At 68.7% G+C, this 22,423-nt stretch carries 11 protein-coding genes; 7 read left to right on the top strand and 4 right to left on the bottom strand.

The window, feature by feature from the left end; genetic code table 11:
* Positions 1–4 precede the first annotated feature (4 nt).
* Positions 5–1,099 carry a NaeI family type II restriction endonuclease gene (locus ACPCK6_RS06580; RefSeq protein WP_423480613.1) on the bottom strand — a complete coding sequence of 365 codons (1,095 nt, stop codon included), beginning with the start codon at positions 1,097–1,099 and terminating at the stop codon, positions 5–7.
* 71 nt (positions 1,100–1,170) lie between these two features.
* Entirely contained in the window at positions 1,171–2,277 is a 1,107-nt protein-coding gene (locus ACPCK6_RS06575) for a DNA cytosine methyltransferase (RefSeq protein ID WP_423480612.1), read from the bottom strand.
* 53 nt (positions 2,278–2,330) lie between these two features.
* On the opposite strand from ACPCK6_RS06575, the gene ACPCK6_RS06570 reads away from it, so the two are divergent.
* Positions 2,331–2,768 carry a very short patch repair endonuclease gene (locus ACPCK6_RS06570; RefSeq protein ID WP_423480611.1) on the top strand — a complete coding sequence of 146 codons (438 nt, stop codon included), beginning with the start codon at positions 2,331–2,333 and terminating at the stop codon, positions 2,766–2,768.
* A 211-nt stretch (positions 2,769–2,979) separates the two neighbouring features.
* Complete coding sequence (locus tag ACPCK6_RS06565; RefSeq protein WP_423480610.1) at positions 2,980–4,830, top strand: N-6 DNA methylase; 1,851 nt, start codon at positions 2,980–2,982, stop codon at positions 4,828–4,830.
* 50 nt (positions 4,831–4,880) lie between these two features.
* On the opposite strand, the gene ACPCK6_RS06560 is transcribed toward ACPCK6_RS06565, so the two are convergent.
* Positions 4,881–6,338, bottom strand: a complete 1,458-nt coding sequence (locus tag ACPCK6_RS06560) for a serine/threonine-protein kinase (protein ID WP_423480609.1) — start codon at positions 6,336–6,338, stop codon at positions 4,881–4,883.
* A complete protein-coding gene (locus tag ACPCK6_RS06555) occupies positions 6,335–9,490 on the bottom strand; it encodes a protein kinase domain-containing protein (RefSeq protein ID WP_423480608.1) in 3,156 nt (1,051 codons plus the stop codon). The genes ACPCK6_RS06560 and ACPCK6_RS06555 overlap by 4 nt, the downstream gene beginning before the upstream one ends.
* A 561-nt stretch (positions 9,491–10,051) precedes the next feature.
* On the opposite strand from ACPCK6_RS06555, the gene ACPCK6_RS06550 reads away from it, so the two are divergent.
* From ACPCK6_RS06550 to ACPCK6_RS06530, 5 genes are all read left to right on the top strand, one after another.
* Positions 10,052–11,884: a UvrD-helicase domain-containing protein gene (locus ACPCK6_RS06550; protein WP_423480607.1), complete on the top strand. Its 1,833-nt coding sequence runs from the start codon at positions 10,052–10,054 to the stop codon at positions 11,882–11,884.
* 196 nt (positions 11,885–12,080) lie between these two features.
* Positions 12,081–15,074 carry a helicase-related protein gene (locus tag ACPCK6_RS06545; protein ID WP_423480606.1) on the top strand — a complete coding sequence of 998 codons (2,994 nt, stop codon included), beginning with the start codon at positions 12,081–12,083 and terminating at the stop codon, positions 15,072–15,074.
* On the top strand, positions 15,071–16,858 hold the full coding sequence (drmB, locus tag ACPCK6_RS06540) for a DrmB family protein (protein WP_423480605.1): 1,788 nt from the start codon (positions 15,071–15,073) through the stop codon (positions 16,856–16,858). The genes ACPCK6_RS06545 and drmB overlap by 4 nt, the downstream gene beginning before the upstream one ends.
* A 24-nt stretch (positions 16,859–16,882) precedes the next feature.
* Positions 16,883–17,521 (top strand): KpnI family restriction enzyme N-terminal domain-containing protein, encoded by a 639-nt coding sequence (locus tag ACPCK6_RS06535; protein ID WP_423480604.1) that lies wholly within the window; start codon positions 16,883–16,885, stop codon positions 17,519–17,521.
* Positions 17,522–17,576: 55 nt separating this feature from the next.
* Positions 17,577–22,169: a DEAD/DEAH box helicase gene (locus tag ACPCK6_RS06530; protein ID WP_423480603.1), complete on the top strand. Its 4,593-nt coding sequence runs from the start codon at positions 17,577–17,579 to the stop codon at positions 22,167–22,169.
* Positions 22,170–22,423 lie beyond the last annotated feature (254 nt).

Below are 22,423 nucleotides of genomic sequence, written 5' to 3'. Positions count from 1 at the left end.
CCGCTCATCCGTCGGCGCCGCCCTGGCTGGGCAGCGTGGGTGCCGGCACGATCGGGTCCTTCGGCCGTGCACGGCGCCACAGCGAGCCCTCGATCTCGGTATGTGGGTCCTCGTCGCCGGGCTGCCAGGGGTGTAGTCGGGTGCTGACGAACCTGCCCAGTGTGGGCACCGGAAGGTGGAGCTGTGCAGCCATCCGTGGGTGAGGCTGATAGTGGCCGAATATCACGATGCCTTCGGGCCGGAGTATGCGGCGGGCATCCCGAACTCGTTTGGCGCTGTCGACCTGCTGAGCGGCGGTGAATACCGTCGCTCGGTTGATCAGCTCGCCGGCCATCTCTCTGAACAGGTTCGTGACCGCCGTCTGGCCGTGTGTGGCGTAGGCGATGAGTTCGAGCTTCCTCGGATCGGTGATGTGCAGCAGGGTGTTCTTGACCAGATCCGCGCCGCCGTGGACCCAGAGGATGCGGTCTCGGCCTCGATCGTTCAATCGGCGTTTGCCGTCGCGTTGCCTGCCCAGCGGACGAAGCACGTCCTCGCTGATGCGGATCAGGCCGGACGCCCAGCGGGCGGTGTACTCATTGGCCCAGACCAGTAGCGCGACCTTGTCTCCCCGGCTGTACATCTCCGGCGGGATCTCCCAGTCGTACAGGTTCAGGGACCACTTGCAGTCCACCTCGACGCCGGCGATCCGATAGTCGAGGTCCTGCCCGTCGTCGAACCGGAACTCTCTCTGCAGCCAGATCTCGACGAGGGTGCCGACGTGCGTCTTCTCCGTCTTCAGGAGTTGCGTGTAATCCCACCGCCCGGTTCGCTGGCCGTCGTAGATCTGGTCGAGCGCCTCCCGGATGGCATAGCCCGTACGGACGCCGTCGGGGTCGATCGATCGGATCACCGAATGGACCGCCCAGATCTCAGGGTCCTCGGCCGGCGTGGGTGGTCGGGCGTCGGTGCGGAACGACGACGGTCCGGTCGCCATCCGTGGCCTGCCCGAGGTCAGGGGCCGGATCGGCAGGACCCTGGAGCGCTGAACCTGCAGTGTGCGCGGAAGTGCGGCCCATACTTCATCGTCTTCGAACAGCTCGCCCTGGACGATCGACACATGGGCAGGGTGTCAGAGCGGTCGACTGCCGGTCAAACACCCGGTGCCGAGGCGGCCGCCGGAGTCTCCGGTCAATCGAGGTAGTCCTTCAGGTGTCGAGCGATGGCCGCAGCCAGGCCCGACGGGACGGCGTTACCGATCTGCTTGGCGATCTCCGTCTTGGATCCACACCACTTGTAGTCCTTCGGGAAGTCCTGCAGCAGCGAGGCCTCGTAGTGGGTGATGACCCGGTTCACGCGTCTCTCCGGGCTGTTCCGCTCCCATTGCGGGTGCAGATATTGGCCCTTCTCCGGCTTGAAGAATTCGGTACGGATGGTCAGCGACGGCGCGTCCCACCGCATCCGGCCCATCACGTCGGTCGTACCGGTCTTCTTCTCTCGCCAGCACCGCGACAGCAGATGATCGGGCAGGTCGAACCGACCGCCGCCGGGAGGGATGTGGTCGTAGCGCGCGAGCGACATCGGGGTCGGCTGTCGTCCGAAGTGGATGTCGTACCCGGAGAAGTCGCCTCGGATGGTCTGTCCGAAGAATGTCGTGTCCCTCGGCGGAAGCTCGGTGGTCGTCACATGCTCATCGACCCATCCGATGGCGTCGCGTACCGTGCGCCACGGCTTCAGTTCTCCCGAGGGTGTCTTCGCATGGGTCGCGGCAGGGAGTGGGATCTCGCCGATCCTGGATCCGATCACGATCGTACGAGGCCGACGTTGCGAGACGCCGTAGTCGGCCGCCAGTAGGACGCCCGCGGTGAGTACGTAGTCTTTGAGGATGCCGTGGTCGGCCTCTTCCATCAACAGCTGGAACTCGTTGGTGCGTGAGAACCGTTCGACGTTCTCGATCACGAAGACCTGCGGGTTGGCCTTGACGACGAAGCGTAGATACTGCTTCCACAGCTTGTTACGCGGGTCCTCCACCGACTTGGTCCCGAGGTTGGAGAAGCCCTGGCAAGGAGGCCCGCCGATGATGACGTCGGCATCGGGGATCTCGTCGTCAGTGATCTTCTCGATGTCCTCCCACCGGGTGTGTCCCTCGCCGAAGTTGGCGGCATAGGTGGAGGCCGCCGCACGATCCCACTCGACCGAGAGAATCGGACGGAAGCCCTCGTTGTGGAAGCCGACGGTCATTCCGCCGCACCCGGCGAAGAGGTCGATCAAGCTCAAGCGATCACTCACGTGCGACATGATAGTTGTCGTCACGTCTGTGACACGCGAGCCGCGCTGGTGAGGTAGAACGCATGTCCGAAGGTTCGTGGGCGTCGTCGATCGGCGTCCGCAGATCCATGCAGGCCAACACTGGTCGCGACACGAAGCCCGAGCTCGCGTTGCGGCGTGCCGTGCACGCGTTGGGCTTGCGCTACTACGTCAATCGCCGGCCGATCAAAGCGGTGCGCCGCACAGCTGACCTGCTGTTCCCGAAGCTCAAGTTGGCGGTGTTCCTCGACGGCTGCTTCTGGCACGGATGCCCCGAGCATCACACAGTCGCCAAGACCAACGCGTCGTTCTGGGCGGAGAAGGTCGCCGCGAATCGGCGCCGCGACGCCGACACGAACGAGCGGCTCATGGCGCAGGGCTGGAAGGTCGTCCGGGTCTGGGAGCACGAACCGGTCGCCGAGGCGGCCGCCAGGATCGCGGCTACTGTCACGGCCGCGCGCGACGGCGCCTCGCGTCATTGATGCAGACCGTCGCCCACGCCTGTGTCGTCGGCCCGAGTGTCGGGGTTCTGTGGCTGCGCCCCCGTCGTCGACATTCTCACGCGCTCGGCGCGTCTTATCGCTTCCGTGACCGTGTTCACCGTCGGTCAGTCGATACAACGTGGGAAATGGCGTCGGCCTACGACATCTGTGTAAACAGTCGAGCGCCTTGAGGGCCATGTACACTCCTGGCGTGCATCGAAGAGCGAGGGTCACTGCAGCGGACATCGCGCGCCTCGCCGGCGTGGGGCGGGCGGCGGTCAGCAACTGGCGCAAGCGGTACGACGACTTCCCCGCACCGGTGGGTGGGACCACCGCGTCCCCTCTGTTCGACCTCGAAGAGGTCGAACAGTGGCTCGCCGGCCAGGGCAAGGCACCCTCGGTCGCTGACGAGGACCGGTTGTGGCGCAACCTGCTGGCCGCCTCCGGCGAACCCGCCGAGGCGCTGGCCGCAGCAGGTGAGCACTTACTCGGCCAGCGGACCCTGCCGTTCGACCTCCTGCGACCGGAGCTCGACGACCTCGTCGAGGTTCACGGGCCCGTCGCGACGTTCGACGAGCTGTGGCGTCGCTATGCCGCCCTGCCCGCACAACGTTCCGTGATCACCCCTGACGATCTCGCTGATCTGATGGTCGAGTTGGCCGGCGCCGCCGGTGTGTCCGTCCTCGATCCGGCCTGCGGTGCCGGTGGCGTGCTGCGTGCCGCGGCCCGGGCCGGGGCCGCGAACCTGTACGGGCAGGACGATGATTCGAGATTGACGCGCCTCGCCGACCTTTGGCTCGCAATCAACGGTAGAGATGGGCAGGTGCGCACAGGTGATTCCCTGCGCGCGGACGCCTTCCCCGACGTCGCAGTGGACGCCGTCGTGTCGAACCTGCCGTTCGGGCAGACCAACTGGGGACACGAGGAACTGGGCAACGCTCCGTGGGAGTTCGGGCCGCCGCCGCGCACCGAACCGGAACTGGCGTGGGCGCAGCACGCGATCGCTCATCTGAGACCGGGCGGGCGCGCTGTCCTGCTCATGCCGCCGTCGGTCGCGTCGCGCCGCGCCGGCCGCCGTATCCGGGCGAACATGTTGCGCCGCGGGGCCCTGCGGGCGGTTATCGCGCTGCCGCCCGGCGCCGCCCCACCGCACGCGGTGCCGCTGCACCTGTGGGTCCTGCAGAAGGCGAACCGGGGTGTCGCAGAGGTACTGCTGCTCGACACCACCGAACGTGATCTCGAGGCGGCCTATCGTAGTGTCGCTGACGTCGTCACGGCGTTCCTGGGTTCCGGAGACCGCTCGGACTTCGTCGAAGCGCACACGGTTCCCGTGCTGGACCTGCTCGACGAGGAGGTCGACCTGTCACCCGGACGGCATCACCTCGGCGACGCCGATGTGGCCGACGCGGGACCGCGGCTGATCGATGCCGGTCGCCGTCTGACGGAGTCGGCCGCCCGCATGCCCGGCCTGCTCCCCGGCCTGGAGGATGGCTCCGGGGAGACCGTCGTCTCCACGATCACGGTAGGCGACCTGCTTCGAAGCGGATCGCTGCAGATCCTCGGGCCCGTTCGTGGTGGTGAGGGGGAGCAGGTTGAGGGACTGACCCTCACGGTCCAAGACCTGACGGACGGCCGGCCTGCCTCGGGAACGGCCGACGATCGCCTCAACCCGCGGATCGCTCTGCAGCCGGGGGACGTAGTGGTGTCCGTCAGCGAACGACGACTCGTCGCCCGGGTCAACACCGAGTCGGATCTGCTGCTCGGAAGACAACTCTGGCTGCTACGGCCGGACCCGCAGGTACTGGATCCCTGGTTCCTCGTAGGCCACCTCTGCACCACGGTGAACCAGAGACTGGCCGGCAGCCTGCTGGGTACGTCGCGCTTCGACGTACGCCGGGTGCAACTGCCCAGGACGGCGATGATCGAGCAGCGGCGACAGGGCGACGTCTTCCGGCGGCTACACGAGTTGACCGAGACGATCCGTGAGACGGCGGCGCTGGGGGCGGACATCACACGACTCACGGCGGACGCCCTGGCCTCGGGTAGGCTGCGGCCGGTCTGAATGGGTCGCACCATCCGCCCCGCGCTCGCAGCGTCTCCGACGCGGTACCGTCAGTCGGTCGCGCCACGCGCAGGCGGCAGGCGCCGGGGCGCACGCACGAGCATCAGAGCGTCGACGGTGGCCTCGATCTGCTCATGGTCGACGTGTGCCACATCGCGAAGGTCCACGAGCAACTCCGTCAGGACCGCCTCGGCCGCGGCCCGATCCCCCGCGCCCGCCGTCGTCATCGCGAGCTCGCGCGTGGCGGTAGCCCTTTCGGTACGCGTCGACATCCGCCCTCCGAGGTCCCTCGAAATCGCGGCGTACATGTCGGTGGCCGTCGTGACGTCACCGTCGCGTGCGTACAGCCGGGCCAGTGCCAGACGTAGTGAGACGACGGCAGGGTGATCCGCAGACAGCCGGCCGGTCATGGCGGTGAGCGCGTCGACGCAGGCACGCAGGGCGTCGCCCGTCTCGCCGGCCTCGATGAGCAGGGTCGCGAGATCACGGCGGATGTCGATGAGGGCGTCTCCCGGGACGTCCGGATCGTCGAGGACGGTGCGCAGCAGATCGGCTGCTCGGGCGGGCCGGCCCTGCTCGGCGTGTTCCGCCGCAGCGGCGCGTACGTGTCGCACCGCCGTCGAGGTCCACCCGGTGGATGCGACTCGGGTCGATGGAGTGGACCGGGGCAGGCAACCGGTGGTCTCGACGTACCCCACGGGTGTCGTGGCCGCGACGAAGCCCGGTAGTGGCGACGGGCGGCGTAGCAGGGGGGTCAGGCGAGCGAGGACATCGCTCGCGCTCTTCGGCCGCCGCTGAGGAAGGTCGTGAGTGAGCGCGGCGGCCAGTTCCCACAGGGGGTCGTCGGTGGAGTCGTCCCCGAGCAGTTCCTCGAGGATACGGCCGAGGGCGTAGAGGTCCGTGCGCGGTGACGCCACGCCCAAGTCGCATTCGGGTGCCCGATAGCGCCAGTCACCCGTGACGACTCCGGGCGGAGTCAGGTGGGTCGAGCTGCCGTCGACGACGATCGCCAATCCGAAGTCCACGACCTTCACCGTGCCGTCGGCGCACAGCAGTACGTTGTCCGGCTTCAGGTCGCGGTGCACGAGCGACAGCTCGTGCGCCCGGGCCAGCACGGCAGAGATCTGTGCGACGACGTACAACGTCCACTCCCGAGGGACAGGCTGCACCTCGTCGATCAGATTGCGCAGCGTCGCGCCGTCCACCCACTCCATGACGAGGAACGGTCGGCCGTCGTCATCCCCCGTGTCGAGAACCGCAGGCGTTCCGGGATGCCGCATCCTGGCCAACAGCCGTGCCTCGCGGCGGAAGCGGCGTACGAGTTCGGTGCGCTGATCGTCGTCGGTCAGGTCATCGCGCATGAGCTTGACCGCGACCTCGCGGTCGAGGGACAGGTCGTAGGCCGGGTAGAGCTCGCCCATGCTGCCCCGCACCGGTGGGCCCGACAGCTCATAGCGCTGCGCGATCGTCGGCGAGGGTGTCCTCGCGCCATGGGCGGTGACGTTCATGCGCCGATGGCCTGGTGGTGGGTGAGGAACGGGCTGGGGATGCCGTGCCACGAGATCACCAGATCGTCACGAGCGCGCGTCGCGGCCACGAAAAGCAGAGAGCGGTAGCGCTGCCGTTCTCGCTGGTAGCGGGTGGGGTCGGACTCCCGGAAGCCGTTGATGCGCTGATGTGGGACGAGCCCCTCTCGGACACCCGCGATGATCACCCGGCGATACTCCAGCCCCTTGAACCGGTGCATGGTCCCCAGGTGCACTCCGCCTGGGCGGAGCGGACCGTCCGGACCGACCTCGACGACGTCGACACCGTCGGCAGTCAGGTGAGCGGCAAGGTCGACCGCCAGGTCGTGCGTGGGTACGCAGATGGCGACCGAGCCGTCGGACTCGTCCCCCCATGCCTTGAGCTGCCGCCGGACGAGGTCCATCTCCTGCGGCCAGTCGGCGGCGCGGCGCAGCGTCGGGTGACCCCCGCTGAGCAGGGACCGGTATCCCTCGAGCGTGTCCGTCGAGCCGTTCATGTCGTCGTATCGTTCGCCGCTCATCAACTCGAGAGCGGTGGCGAGGATCTGGCGAGTCGTGCGGTAGTTGAGGGTGAGCCGGTGTGAGCGGCCGCGGATGTCGATTCCCAAGCGCGACAGAGTCACTCGGTTGTCGTAGATGCGTTGGTGGGTGTCACCGACGACGAACAGGTCGTCGGGTCCGGCCGGTACCAGGGAGCGCAGCAGACGCCAGTGCGCGGTGCTGAGGTCTTGGGCCTCGTCGACGACGATGTGACGGTAGCGGGCGGGCTCGCCATGGCGTCGCAGGCGTGCCTCTTCGGCGCGGGCGGCGTGGACGGCGATCTGGGCGTGGGTCCAGACACCCTGTTCGGCGGTCCACTGCTCGAAACGTCGACACAGCTCCCAGACCCGGGCTCGGTCCGGGCGGCTCAGCGGGCGCCCGCGCCCCGGCCGCCGCGCGATGGCGTACTCGTCCCCGCTGTCGAGCATCTGCCCGAGCACCACGTGGGTCCACTCGGCGGAGAGGAACTCCGGTGCCCATCCCGGATCCTCTCGACCGAGGAAGGCCCGCCAGTAGTCGATGATGCGGTGCTCGTCGACCAGAGTGCGACCGGCGTCGGCCGGCGACTCGGTGGCGAATCGCCTCGTGAGTCGGTCGATGTTGATCACGTCGACGTGCTGCAGCGCCTCGACACCGGCGAGCGACGTGAGACGGTTGCGGAGGTCGACGGCGAGGTTTCGGCTGAACGTGGTGAGCAGGATCCGGCCGCCTGGTTCGAGTCCGGAGGCCAGGTGCACCACGCGGTGCAGAGCCACGATGGTCTTGCCGGTGCCGGGCCCACCGCTGATGCGGGTGGGGCCGCTGGTCGCGCGTTCGACCAGCCTGCGTTGCGTCGGGTGCAGGAACACCTGCCAAGACTCGAACGACTCCGACAGAACGGCCTGCAATGCCTTGTCGTCGGAGGTGACCTGCGTGGCGGGACGCACCAGTGCGGCGGCGAGGTCGTCGGGGTCGACCCGTTCGGTGATGCGCACAGGTTCGGTGATCAGCCGGCGCACGTCCTCGACCGGCGTGCCGTCGTAGAGCGAGAGAAGCACGTCCGCAGTCAGCTGGGGTGCGATCTCGACGAGTTCGAGCAGTTCGTCCTCGGTGCGCAGGGCGCGGATGCGTGGCAGCAGCGGTTCGGCGACGCCGAGGTCCAGCAGGACGGTATCCGGATGACCGTCGAACAGAGGCGGCGCCTCGGGGGCCAGAACGGTGACGAGCACGGTGTCGGGCACGGGCTCGAGGTCGACCACCTCCAGCGCCCCGGTGACCCGGTTGACCCGGTAGGCGTAACGGTCCAGCCCTTCGTAGACCTCGCCGCGGTGTTTGACGTCGACCAGCAGATATTCGCGTTCGGTGATGTGCAGCAGGATCGCGCGCAGATCGGCGTTGACCCGCGCCGACCACAACCGGTCGCCGCCCTTGAGCTGCTTGAGTCGTAGTCCGGGATTGTCCGGGTTGGACCGGAACTTGTACTGGAACTCGTAGACCGCACCGACGTCAGCCCGGGAGAGTTTGAGGATCTCCTTCTCGGCGCTCTGCAGTACGCGCAGTCGTCCCCCTCCGGTCATGGGCTGCTCCTTCGACGGCATGGGCGGTCTGGGATTTCCGATCGTGCGAGATGCTCGGACAGGTCTGCCGGTGGTGACCAGTTCGGTGGGGCCGTCCGGCCACGGGTCGGTGTCATCGGAGTCAGCGACGGACCGAAGCGGTTCGGGAAGCGGCTCGGGGGGTGTGTGGTCGAGCAGGCGGCGACGTACGGCGACGAAACCGCCCGGCTGAGCCTCGACGATTCGGGAGAACTCGGTGATGAGGTCGGCGACGCCGGGGCGGCGGTCGGGACGATGCGCCAGCATGGCGGCCAGCAGCGGACGGAGATCGCGGGGCACCCCGGTCAGATCCGGGGGGTGTTTGGGGTCGGTGATCCATCCGGCGAGCACGATGGGTGCGGCCTGCGGGTACGGGTGGTGTCGGGTACTCGCGTACAGCAGGGTGGCGCCGAGGGCGTAGACGTCGACCGCCTCGGTCAAATCGGTCTCTCCGGACGCCTGTTCGGGAGCCATGTAGGCGACGGTGCCGACCGCGTGGCCGAGCTGCGTCAGACGATCGCGGTGCTCGCGCAGGACGGCGAGGCCGAGGTCGATGATCCGAGGGCTGTCCGAGCCCAGCATGACGTTGCTCGGTTTGAGGTCACGATGCAGCAGTCCGGCACTGTGGATCGTCTCCAGGCCCTCGGCCAGCATCGCACCCAGGGCGGCCGTCGTGGCGCCGTCGAGGACGCCGTTGTCGATGACGTATCGGCGCAGGGTCGAGCCGTTGACGTACTCGACCGCCAGCCACGGGTCGTCCCGGTTCAGCTCGCAACCGCGGTAGTGCGCGACGCGTAGGCCCTGGGCGCGGCGCAGGTGCGAGATCTCGGCGCGGAAGCGGCGTAGGACGATGTCGTCGTCGAGCAGGTGCGGCTGGATGACTTTGACGGCGACCAACTCAGCGGTGCGCGAGCGACCGAGATACACCTTTCCCATGCCGCCGGCGCCCAGCTCGGCGAGGATCTCGTATCGGCGATTGCGGCCGATCCAGCGCGGATCCCACGTCGTCAGCGCTCGCACTCGGTTCCTCGCCCCCCGTCGACCATCCGCTCACCGGGCATTCACGATCCGGCGCGCGGTGAGGTGTCCGCCGTGCAGTCTCCCGTATCCGTCATCCACGGCGGCATCGCCCCGCGACGCGTCGGTTGCAGCGTGTGCCCGACGGGGTCGGATCGCGGGTCCGTCGAGCCGGTCGTCGCAGTGAGACGATACTGAGGCCCCCACCCTCGCATGGTGGGGCATGGATGTCGTGCTCCTCGTGAACCACCCTCGACACCATACTATTGTTTACATCTTCGAGTCCGAATCCGTCTGTTGACTTCGTTCACAGGTCCGCATAGTGTGGCGCCCATGCCGGGACGGAGGACGGTCCTGCGGAGCGTTCGAGTCGCCGGCGCGACAGGCGTTCGAACTCACCTGTCGGTCGAGCCGAGAGTGCCCGTCCGAAGGACTGCGGGGCGGTTCTGACGGCGATGTGGGCGGGCGGATCAGTACGTGCCCCCGGCCGGTACGGCCGAGGCCGAGCCCGGACGGAGATGTGAGACTCAGTGGGGGACTGGTGTGGGCGGACTCGGAGATCACGTGGGCCATCAGGTGAGCGCCGGGCGAGTCGGTGAGGACCAGGCGACCGTCGAGCAGCGGTGTGTCATCGAGCAGCCGTGGGACGCCCGCACACTGGTGATCGCACCTGCGGGTACCGGCAAGACCTTCACGCTGGTGCAGCGCCTGGGCCGGCTGTCCGCGCAAGGCCTCGACGCCGACGAGGTGCTGGTGCTGTCGTTCTCCCGCGCCGCGGTACACGAACTGGAGCGGCGGTCCAGCCGGTCCGACGGCGCGGGCCGGTTCGTCAGGCCTCGCACCTTCGACGCCTGGGCGTTGGAGCTGTTGACTCAGACCTATCCGGGCGATTGGCACCTGCTCGGCTTCGACGAGCGGATCCGCACGGCGACCGACGCGATCCTCGCCGGGGACGCCGAGGAGTTCCTGAACGGTCTGCGGCACGTGATGCTCGACGAGGTCCAGGATCTGGTGGGTGTCCGCCGTCGACTCGTTCAGGCGCTGCTCGAGGCCCTGGACACGGGGTTCACCTCCGTCGGGGATCCCGCCCAGGCCGTCTACGACTTCCAATGTCGTGACATGAAGGACGTCGGCGACGTCTTCTCCTGGCTCCGGGACCGCTACCACGATGATCTGGTCGAGCTGTCGCTCACCCACGACTTCCGGGCCGTGACCCCGCGCCCGGCAGGACTTCTCGCGTGCGGTGAGGCGCTGCGTTCACCGGCCGGGCACGGCGACCCCGGGCGGATCGCCACGTCCATGCGACGGGAGTTGCTGGACGTGCCCGCGGCCGGGGCGTTGCCGGACATCGTCAGCGGCTTCTCGTACCTGGACGGGGACTGTGCGGTGCTGTGTCGGGACAACGGCCAGGCACTCGAGGTCTCCGCCGTCCTGCACGCGGCCGGCGTCGGGCATCAGCTGCAGCGTCGATCGGGCGATGACCTCAACCCTCGTTGGCTTCTGGAACTGTTCCGCAACGGATCCGCCGTCAGCATCAGCCATGACGCTTTCCTCGCCGTCTGCGGCCTGGACGCCGATGCGGCGGAGGCGACCTGGCAGGCGCTGCAGGTGCTCGGGCGCGGTCGCGACCGCATCGATCTCGGCCGTTTGCGTGCCCTGATCGCTGCCCGCGGCATCGGCCGTCTGCGGCTGCCCACACCGCCGGTGGCGGTGACGGTCTCCTCGCTGCACCGGGCGAAGGGGTTGGAGTTCGACCGTGTGTTCCTGCTCGACAGCGACACCCGGGACGACGAGGATCCGCTGGAGCAGGCTCGGCTGACGTACATGGCCATGACCCGATCACGTGAGGATCTGTTCCGGCTCACGGCGTTGCCCGACCGCTCACCCGTCTACCGGCGGAAGTCCGGGGAGTCTGGGCGGTGGGGACTGGCCAGATTCGGCGGCAGCCGCCGCCCATGGTTGGGGATGGCCGTGGAAGGGCACGACATCGACCACGAATTCCCGGCGGGTGTGCGCGGATTCAGCGACGACCCCGGTGCCGTGCAGCGATACCTGGCCGAGGCGGTCCGGTCCGGCGACGAAGTGCGGATGACGGTGCTGGCCCGTGATGTCGACGACTGCCCGGCACCGCTGTACGGCGTGGAACACCAGGGCAGGCTCATCGCGGTCGTGTCCAGGGCGTTCCGTGAGGCGATTGGCAGGCATCTTGGCGGCCGCAGGGCCGGGAACCGTCGGGCCTGGCCGGCGACGATCACCGACTGCCACGTCGAAGCGGTCGAGGTGGCCGCCGGTAGCACCGCGGAGGGCGCGCGTGCGGGTCTGGGCGACCACGGGGTCTGGTTGGCACCGCGGATCAGCGGCCTGAGCCGCTTCCACTATGAGAAGACAGGAGGGTGAGTCGCCGGTGAGCGGTTTCGACGAACACTACGGGTTCCGCGACGAGCTGACGGAACGACTCGTACTGGACCTGCTCGGGCCCGCCGGCGGCGATGAGGAGATCCTGACCGACCCACCCGTCACCAGCTACCTGACCGGGGTGCTCTTTCCGCAGCGCGACGTCGAACTACGTATCGAGGATGCGGCGGAGTCGGATGTGGACCTGGCCTCCGCCCGCCTGGACACCGACGAACGGCCCGACACCGGGGTGTCGATGGCCAACGTGCAGAGCCCTTCCTCGATGGGACTGACGTTCGTGGCGGATCCGTGTGCCGGATCGCTGGAGGTGCGGGTCACGGCCGCCGTGTACGAGCCGATCGATGCGGACGGACGCCCGGCCGAGGCGCAGTCGCAGGCGGCCCGCTCCACGGAGGAGTCGACCGTACGGTGGCGTCGGCGCAACGTGTCGGTGCCACCGATCCCGCTGGACCTGACCCTGACCGGTGCCGACACGGTGCAGGCGGTGCCCGGCCTCGAGGTGCGCACCTTGGTGCGGCCGGCGGACCGGCGAGGCTTCGTCACCGTCACCGTCACCGTCGTCGACGTCCACGTCGCCGCCGGGCCCATGCGGGATCCGTACTGCTTCTTCCAGTGTGCGTTGACCGTGGCGTCGCAGGGCGCCGCACCGGCGATCGTCCAACAGTCGGCCCCGACTGCGGGCGACGATCAGGAGACGCTGCTGGCCGAACTGCTCTATCGGCATGCCCCGTCGTTCGCCACCGGACACGGCTGCGCGGCCGAATGGAGCGATCCGGTCGAGCCGGACGCCTCGGATCGTCCTCGGCGGGTGGCCGAGGTGCGCTCGTCGTTCGTGCCGTCGTTCGACGTTCTGCTGTCGGAGTCGAACAGCCGCATCGACGCTTCCGGGCTCGGTATGTACGCGCTGGCCACCGGTGCCCGCGACGATGTCGTCGGCAGACTGCGGGCGTTGCTGGCCGGATACGGGGAGTGGGTCGGTGAACTCGAGGCCAGGGCAGCGGCGCTGGCCGATACCGCCTATGCCGACGTCGCCGTCGAACAGGCACGGCTGTGCCGTAGCGCCCACGACCGGATGGTGGCGGGTGTCGACCTACTCGCCGGGGATGCCGAGGTGCTCCGAGCCTTCCAACTGGCCAACCGTGCCATGGCGCTGCAACGCGCCCGTACGCTGCGCATGCGCGACCGCACAGCAGGCCCGGACCTGACGGCCGGACGGTGGTACCCGTTCCAACTCGGCTTCATCCTGCTGTGCCTGCGGGGGATCGCCGATCCCGACCACAAGGACCGGCAGGTCGCCGATCTGCTGTGGTTCCCGACCGGCGGTGGTAAGACCGAGGCGTATCTGGGGCTGGTCGCGTTCACCGTCTTCCTGCGCCGCCTGCGCCGCGGCGACGGCGGCGCAGGAGTGACCGTCCTGATGCGCTACACGCTGCGGCTGCTCACCCTGCAGCAGTTCGAGCGCGCCGCGACGCTGATCTGTGCGATGGAGCGGATCAGACATGACGAGCCGGACCTGGGCACCGAGGAGGTGTCCATCGGGATGTGGGTGGGCTCCAGTGCCACCCCGAACTACCTCAAGGACGCCGAGACGGCGTTGCGCAGGCTGCGCGACGGGGAGATCCTGCGCGAGGAGAACCCCGTCCAGTTGCGGCGCTGTCCCTGGTGCGGGATCGCGATCGATGCTGTTCACTACCGCGTCGATCACCCTGAGACCAGGATGGTCGTCGCGTGCGGCGACGGCGAGTGCGAGTTCCGCGACGGTCTGCCTGTGCACCTGGTCGATCAGGCGGTGTACGCGTACCGCCCGACGCTCGTCATCGCCACGGTGGACAAGTTCGCGCAGATGGCGTGGAAGCCGGAACCGGCGGCGCTGTTCAACCGGGTCGGAGCGCTCGCGGACACACCGCCTCCGGAGCTGATCATCCAGGACGAGCTGCACCTGATCTCGGGTCCGCTGGGCACCCTGGTGGGGCTGTACGAGTCCGCCCTCGACATCGCCTGTGACCGGCCGAAGGTGGTCGCCTCGACGGCGACGATCCGGCGGGCCAGGGAACAGGGCAGGGCGCTGTTCGACCGGGACGTGCACCAGTTCCCGCCGTCCGGGCTCGACGCCCGTGACTCGTGGTTCGCCGTGCAGGCGCCGGCGGACCGCAAGCCGACGCGCCGCTACATCGGCCTGTTCGCGCCGGGGACCAGCCAGGCGACGCTGCTGGTACGGGCGTACGCCGCCCTGCTTCACCATGCCGTGCAGATCGACGCCAAGGACGAGGTCCGCGACGCCTACTGGACGCTGATCGGCTATTTCAACAGTCTGCGCCTGCTGGCGGCAGCAGAACTCCAGGTCAACGACGACGTGGTGCTGCGGTTGCAACGCCTGGCCGAGGAGGGCGGAGCTGAGCCGCGCGATGTCGAGACCCGCGAGTTGACCAGCCGGGCCAACGCCAGTGAGATCCCGGGTTTGCTGCGCCAGCTCGACGTGCCGTACGGGCAGCCGGGTGCGCTCGACGTCGTGCTGGCCACGAACATGATCTCGGTCGGGGTCGACGTCGACCGACTCGGCCTCATGGCCGTCACCGGCCAGCCGCAGACGACGGCCGAGTACATCCAGGCGACCAGCCGGGTCGGACGCAAGCACCCCGGGACCGTGGTGATGCTCTACAACGCCGCGCGATCGCGCGACCGCTCGCACTACGAGAACTTCCGCTCGTACCATTCGGCACTGTACCGCCAGGTGGAGTCGACCAGCGTCACGCCGTTCTCCGCACGTGCCCGTGACCGGGCGCTGCACGCGGCGCTGATCAGCGCCGTACGCATGACGGTCGCCGACGCCCGCGACAACGACGCCGCAGGGAACCTGGACGTGTTCGAGGCCGACCTGAGGGACCTGGCCGACCGGATCCTGGAGCGGGTGCGTCGGGTGGCCCCCGACGAGGTGCAGGCGACGGCCGAACACCTCGACGAGATCATTCAGCGGTGGGCCGAGCTGGCCGACTGGAACAACGGCTTGAAGTATCGGGTCGGCAGGAGCCCCGCCGACCCCAGAGCACGACCGGAGCACTCCGCTCTGCTGTGCACCTTCGAGGACGACGACCTACCGCACTCCTTCCAGACCATGAACAGTCTCCGCGACGTCGACGTGGAGACGAGCCTGTTCCCACGAGAGGGGCGATGAGCATGCCGGGACGCAGGCCGCAACGGCCGACACGGAGCGCACCGGCCAGGAGGCCGCCGATCGGCAAGGCCCGCCGGGCCCAGATGATCACCACGTACGGCGTCGGATCGATGATCGCGATCGACGAGGCCTCGTACATCGTGCTCGGCCTGGACAGCTGGCGGGTCAACGACCGGGAGGAGACGAGCGAGCCGCGGCTGCAGCGTGCACTGCGTGTCGACAAGCTCTACCTCCCGCCGGCGGAGAGTGACTACCACGGTGCGGGCCTCAAGCGGTTCCCCGAGATGTACACCTGTATGAAATGCCATCTGTTGCAGCCGTACGGGCGCTTCGGTGGGCGCGGCTCGACGTGCGCCTGCGGCGGCTCGCTCATCCCGAGCCGCTTCGTGCTCGCCTGCGACGACGGGCACCTGGAGGATTTCCCGTACCGGAAATGGGTGCACCGCGGCTCCCCGGAAGGAGTCGTGTCCTGCATGCAGGACCTCAAGATGGTCACCACGGGACGCACGGCGAGCCTGCGGTCCATCCAGATCGAGTGCGGATGCGGCCGCAAGGCGTCCATGGAGGGCGCGTTCCGGCGCAGCGAATTGCGCAGGCTGGGGATCCGCTGCACGGGGGCGCGTCCGTGGCTGCGCGACGCGGCCAAGCTCGACTGCGTCCGACCGCCGCGGACCCTGCAGCGAGGCTCCTCGGCGGCCTGGTTCGGCATGGTGCGCTCCTCCCTGGCTATCCCGCCGTGGTCGGGCAAGGTGCAGACGGCCATCGACCGCTACTACGCGATGTGGCGCACGTCCAGCGACGAGGTCATCGCCCAACAGGCTGAGGCTGCCGGCGTCCTGATGAAGGGCATCACGAGCGGGCAGGTCGTCGCCGCCGTACGGAAACGGGCTCGCTTCGAGGAGGAGGGGGCCATAGCGGAGTCGGGTGACCTGGACGCCGAGTTGCGTGCCGAGGAGTACGAGCAACTGTGCGCCGGCACCAGCGGTGACGAGGAGTACGAGGACTTCGAATGCCACCCGGCTGCGGGAGTCCTGCCGGCGCCGCAGATCGGTCAGGTGATGAAGGTGACCCGACTGCGCGAGGTGCGCGTCCTGCAGTCGTTCACCCGGGTCGAGCCGCCGAGCGCTGCGGACACGGTAACCCGACACGCGGCACTGACGCTGGGCGACCCGGGGTGGCTGCCGGCGATGGAGGTCATCGGTGAGGGTGTCTTCCTGCGGATCAGCGAGCAGGTGCTGCGGCAATGGGAACAGCGTAAGGCCGTCATCGACCGCGCCGGGCTGCTCATGGCCAACCACGACGCACTGTTGCGACGGCGCGCCGAGGCCGCCGGCCGGCCCGCCCCGCCGTCACGGCTGACGGCCCGCGTGATCCTGCTGCACACGTTGGCGCACGTGCTGATCAACGAGTGGAGCCTGGACTCCGGATACTCGGCGTCGGCGATGCGTGAGCGGCTTTACACCGATGGTGAGATGGCCGGTCTGCTCATCTACACGGCCACGAGCGATTCCGCCGGCAGCCTCGGCGGCATCGTGCGCCAGGCGGATCCGGACCGCCTGGCGCGCACGCTGCGGTCGGCGCTTCGACGAGCCGAGTGGTGCTCGGCGGACCCGCTGTGCATGGAGTCCGAGACCGGAGGGGCGGACAGCCTGAATCTCGCCGCCTGCCACGTGTGCAGCCTGCTGCCGGAGACCAGCTGCGAGCACAACAACACTCTGTTGGACAGAGGCCTGCTGATCGGCTGGCCGACGCATCCCGACGGTGGGTTCTTCAGCGGTGTCTGACACGCTGAGAGGAAGGGGGAGTCCGTGTCGAGGACGAACGTCGCCGATCATCTGGACCTGTTGGAACGCAGGCTGACCGAGGCGCTCGGCCTGGTTCACCGGGCTCGGCGCACGGAACAGACCGCCACCGGCTGGCTGACGACCTCCGCCGAGATCGGGCGCCTGATCGCCGGTGAACGCGACGCCCTGGCCGGGGTACGCCAGGAGTTGCTGGGTGGGGCCCGTACGGCAGTGCTGGCATACCTGCGGCAACGGGTCGGCCAGGCGGTCACCGCGGGGGAACTCGAGGGTGTCTCCGGGATTGAGGAGTGGACGCGTCGCATCCGCGAACTGCGTGATCTCGGCTGGGACATCGAGGCCCTCGGCAGCGGACCGGGGCGCTCCTACCGGCTGAGAGCCGACCACCTCGATCGATCGGTCGTCGACGACGACGTACTGATCACGCAGATCAGGGGCGGTAACCCCAAGGACCGCCTGATCGAGTACCTGTTCCATGTCGCGCCGTGGCCGGTCGCTGCGGCCCGGCTCGAGCGCGTCGCGAGGTCGGCCGGGTGGCGTACCGACCTGCAGACGTTGATCGATGAGGGCTGGCTGATCCACAGCCACGAGGACGACCCGGACATTCCCCCGGGTTTCTACCGGCTCGCCCGGCTGGAGGACTGAGACAGTGGTGCCGGAGCCGCTCTGGGAGGGACCCGACGGCGCGGTGGCCCGTCGGGTGACGGAGCTGACGGATCAGTGCCTCCGGGCCTACACGGCCCACCCCGGACTGATCGAGGAACACGCCAACATCGAGCGGTCGATCACCCAGGGCGGTTACGGCCGCCGTCAGCTGTACGAGCTGATCCAGAACGGCGCCGACGAACTGCAACGCGAGCCCGGCGGCGGGATCCACGTCGTGCTGACCACCGACGCGTTGTACTGCGCGAATCGCGGGACGGCGATCACCCGGGACGGCGCGGAGACCATTCTGGCCTCCCACATGTCCCGCAAGCGAGGGACGGAGATCGGCCGGTTCGGGCTCGGCTTCAAGTCCGTGCTGTCGATCAGTGACAGCCCTGACTTCTTCAGCCGCAGCGGGTCGTTCGGGTGGAACCGGCGCCACGCCGAGGTGACGATCCGCGCCGGTACGGGTGCGACAGGACCGACGCCTGTGCTGCGGGTCGCGCGCGTGTTGGATGCGACTGCAGCCCGGGCCTGCGACCCGGTGCTCGACGAGCTGATGTCCTGGGCCACGACGGTGATCCGGCTGCCCCTGCTCGATGGACACCTGAACCGGCTCGTCCGAGACCTGGAGGAGTTCCCCAGCGACTTCGTGCTCTTCTCCCCGCACATCGGTCGTTTGGAGCTCGACGACCGGACCGGGCTCGTCCCGCAGCGGAAGATCGTCACCGTCCGCGCAGACGGGACCGACCGGGTCGTCGTCGAGCAGTCCGGCGGTGCGGAGCGTACCGCCGTGTGGAAGGTCTTCGAACGGATCCACCGCCCCGGCGAGCAGGCGCGCCGCGACGCCGGCGAGTTTCACGACCGGGACGAGGTCCCGGTGTCCTGGGCCGTGCCGGTCTCCGGTGGTGGCCAGGGGACCGGGAGATTCTGGTCTTTCTTCCCGACGACGTACGAGACCACGCTCAGCGGCATCCTCAACGCCCCGTGGAAGACCAACGAGGACAGGCAGAACCTGCTCAAGGACAATCTGTTCAACGAGGAGCTGATGACGGCCGCGGCGGAGCTGATCGTCGACTCGTTGCCGGAACTGAGCACCGACGAGGATCCGTCCCGCCACCTGCTGTTCATCACCGCGCGGGGCCGCGAAGCTCGTAACTGGGCGGACAAGGCGTTGAGTATGGAGGTCTACCGGCTCGCCGCCGACCGGCCGAGCCTGCCGGACCAGACCGGTCGTCTGCGCGCCCCGATGGAGCTGCGGCTGCATCCGGCCCGGCTCGATCCGGAGTGGTTGTCGCTGTGGCGGGGCGTGACCGGACGTCCCGACGACTGGTGCCATCACTCAGTCGAGGAGACGGTGCGGCGGTCGCGGGCGGAGCAGATCCTCCTGGGTGCCGCGAGAGGGCCGGCCACGCTGCTGCAGTGGTTGCAGGCCGTGGCGGTACCCGGCTCCCCGGCCGGGTCGGCGGCCGCGCTGCGCATCGTCGCGCGGATCACCGAACGGGGCCATCCTCTGGTGGATGTGGCACGCACGCGGGTCGTGCTCGTCGACGACGGTCGGGTCCTGACACTGTCGGATCAGGTCTTCCGCCGGACACCGGGGGAGCCCGAAGCAGACGGGCTGACCTACATCGACCGGCGCCTCGACGAGGATCCCGAGCTCGACGAGGACCTGACCGATCTCGGGATCCACGAGGCCGACGCTGCCGGGCGACTGCTGTCCCTGCTGCAGACTGACCCGCCGACTGTCGACGACGAGTCGTGGGAGTCGTTCTGGGCCCTGACCCGACGCCTCGTCCCGTCCGTCGCCGCCGAGATGATCGACGAGCAGGAGTTCGCCGACCGGGTGCGGGTCCGTGCCGGTTCGGGCTCGTTCGTGGGGCTGCGTGACTGCCTGATGCCCGGTCGGGTGGTACAGCCCGGCTCGGCGGCCGCCGTCGACGTCGACTTCCATCGCGAAGATGTGGCGTTGCTGACGCTGCTGGGCCTGAGCGACGTGCCGAGAGAGTCAGACGACCCCGGCCGGGACAGCCGGCTCGACGAGTACCGCCGTGAGATGATCTCGTGTTTCTACGGGTCACTGCCGCCGGAGGCGAGCAGGCCGGCCGAACGTGGGATCAAGGTCGCCGGCATGGCGCCCGCCGGCCCTCTCGGACTGCTGCGTACCCTCACCCCGTCTGAGACGGCGCGGTTCCTGCAGCATGTGCCACTCGCCGGTGTCGTCACCACATGGCACGTCAGTGCCGCCACCCGCGCCGGCCTCCGAGTCGACGTGCCGTCGCCGCTGGTCTGGGCGGCGCGGCGCTACGGCCATCTGCAGACGTCGTGGGGTCTCCTACCCGTCGAGGACAGTGTCGGTCCCGCGCTGGCTCTTCCGACGGGACTGCTGCCGGCGGCCGATGTGGGTGCCGATCTGGCGACGGCTCTGGGGCTACCGCAGCACATCGACGACGTCGGCGAGGCTCGATGGCGGCGGTTGGTCGCCCATGCCGAGGAGCACCTGCAGATCGAGCAGGTGGGGGAACTCTACGGGCTGGCCTGTTCACATCTGGCCGCCGCGCCGCGTCGGATCCGCTGCCTGGTCGGCGCCGACCGGAGGTGGGCCGCGCCCGGCGAGGTCACCATGGCCGTCGATGCCGGGCAACGGCGCCGGCTCCGCGATCACGACGTCCCGACGCTGCCGGTACCGCCGGAGGCGGTCGACGGGTTGAGGGTCGCGTGGGGTCTGTCGGTCCTCGACGACGTGCTCAGCCACGAGGTGCGAGCGGTTCCCGTGCGTGAGCCGGTGCCGCTGGAGGACCTGTTCCCACGGCTGCGCTTCCTCCCCGGCCGTCCCATGCACGGCGTGCGGGTCGTCGCGTGCAGCGAGTTGGAGGAACTGGTCAGTGGGCCGAACGGGCGGCGGGCACGGCCGGCGTCGATGCTCAGGTCCGATGACGTCGTCTACTGCCTGGAACCCTACGACGACGCGATACTGCTGCGTCGGCTCCGGGGCGGTTTCGGTCTTCAGGTCACCGATCAGCAGGTCGAACAGATCTTGGCCCACAACGACCAGGTGCGACGGGACGCGCGCCTCGTCGCCGTCCGCGACCAGCCCGACGACGCCGCTCGACTGCTCGTCCTGCTCGGCGCCGACGTTCTGCGCACCAGGATTCCGCAACCGGTCCTGGAGTCCGTGGCCGCATCCGAGGGGCCGCTCGACGACCGCGCCGTCGCCGAGCTCGCCCTGAACGTCTTCGGTTCCACGGTGGTGCGGGAGTACCGCAGCGACCTCGACCGCTTAGGCCTCGACATACCGGAGCAGTGGGCAGGTGGCCATCGGGCCCGGAGGCTCGTGACCGATCTGGGCTTCCCTGCGACGTACGCGGGTGAGCGGCAACCCGCCTTGGAGGCGAGTGTCGTGGTCGACGGGCCGGCCTCGTTCCCACCGCTGCACGAGTACCAGGAGATCATGGTACGGCGGGTCCGTTCGGTCGCTGAGTCGCGGCCGCCGCAGCGCGGGATGTTGTGTCTGCCGACCGGTGCCGGCAAGACGCGCACCGCGGTCCAGGCGCTCATCGAGTCCATGCGCGAGGAGGCGTTGGCGCGGTCGCGACCGATCCTGTGGATCGCGCAGTCGGAGGAGCTGTGCGAGCAGGCGGTGTACAGCTGGCAGACCGCCTGGCGGAGTCTCGGCGGCGCCGCGCGGCTGACCATCAGCAGGCTCTGGTCCGGAAATGCGGCCGATCCGATCACGGACGGCTTCCATCTGGTGGTCGCCACCGACGCCAAGCTTGCCATGGTCATCGAGACACACGACTACGAGTGGCTGCGGGATGCCCAGTGCGTGGTCATCGATGAGGCGCACAGGTCCCTGAGCCCACGGTACACGTCGGTTCTGGCGTCGCTCGGCATCACGCCGTATCGCACGAGGTGTCCGTTGATCGGGCTGACCGCGACCCCGTTCGTCGGCGCCAACGAGCGGGAGACGGAGCGCCTGACTCGCCGCTACAACACCAATCGGCTCGACTTCGACGTTGACGGGCGGGAGGTGCTGGGGCCGCAGCCGTATGGGAGCCTGCAGGATATGGGTGTGTTGGCCCAGGTTCGTCATCGTGAGCTGAACGGGGCGACCATCGAGCTGTCGGAGAGTGAACGCGCCGATGCGGCGGTTCATCCCTGGCTGCCGACCAGTGCCGAGAACCGTCTGGCGGCGGACCAGGAACGCACCGCGATGCTGGTCAAGGAGATCACGGCGCTGCCGCAGCAGTGGCCGATCCTGGTGTTCGCGACCTCCGTCGAGCACGCTCACGTTCTCGCCGCCCTCCTCAATCGGCGTGGCGTGAGTTCGGCCGCGGTCAGCGGATCGACGGAGGACGGTCTGCGCCGGCAGACGATCCGTCGCTTCCGCGAGAGGGAGATCAGGGTGCTGACCAACTACAACGTGCTCACCCAGGGCTTCGACGCGCCGGCGACGAGGGCCATCGTTGTAGCCCGGCCGACCTTCAGCCCGAACGTGTATCAGCAGATGATCGGGCGGGGTCTACGCGGTCCGAGGAACCACGGCACGCAGGAGTGTCTGGTGCTGGACGTGGCCGACAACATCGCTCACTTCGGCGCTGAACTCGCCTTCCGTGGCTTCGAGTATCTGTGGCGTTCACCTGGATGAGGCGTGCCACGCCCGGGACCGACGCGGTGGAGATCCGCTCGTCCGCAGCGGCTCCCGCGGCCCGCCGTAAACGGTCGTCGTCGGCCGAATTCGTTGACAAAACTGCGGACGTTCTATGGTGTTGACAATGTTAACAGCAGTGCTACCGTGGGCGGGTGTTGAGCGCGAATGCTCGGCCGAAACGGGGCATTCCGGGCTGCGAAGCTTCAAGCTCGTAGTCCGAGTGCAAGCTCTGAACTCGATGCCGTGCCTTT

Source organism: Micromonospora sp. AB353 (genome assembly GCF_049538395.1).
Taxonomy (GTDB): Bacteria; Actinomycetota; Actinomycetes; order Mycobacteriales; family Micromonosporaceae; genus Micromonospora; species Micromonospora aurantiaca.
This window is presented reverse-complemented; position numbering and strand designations above follow the sequence as displayed.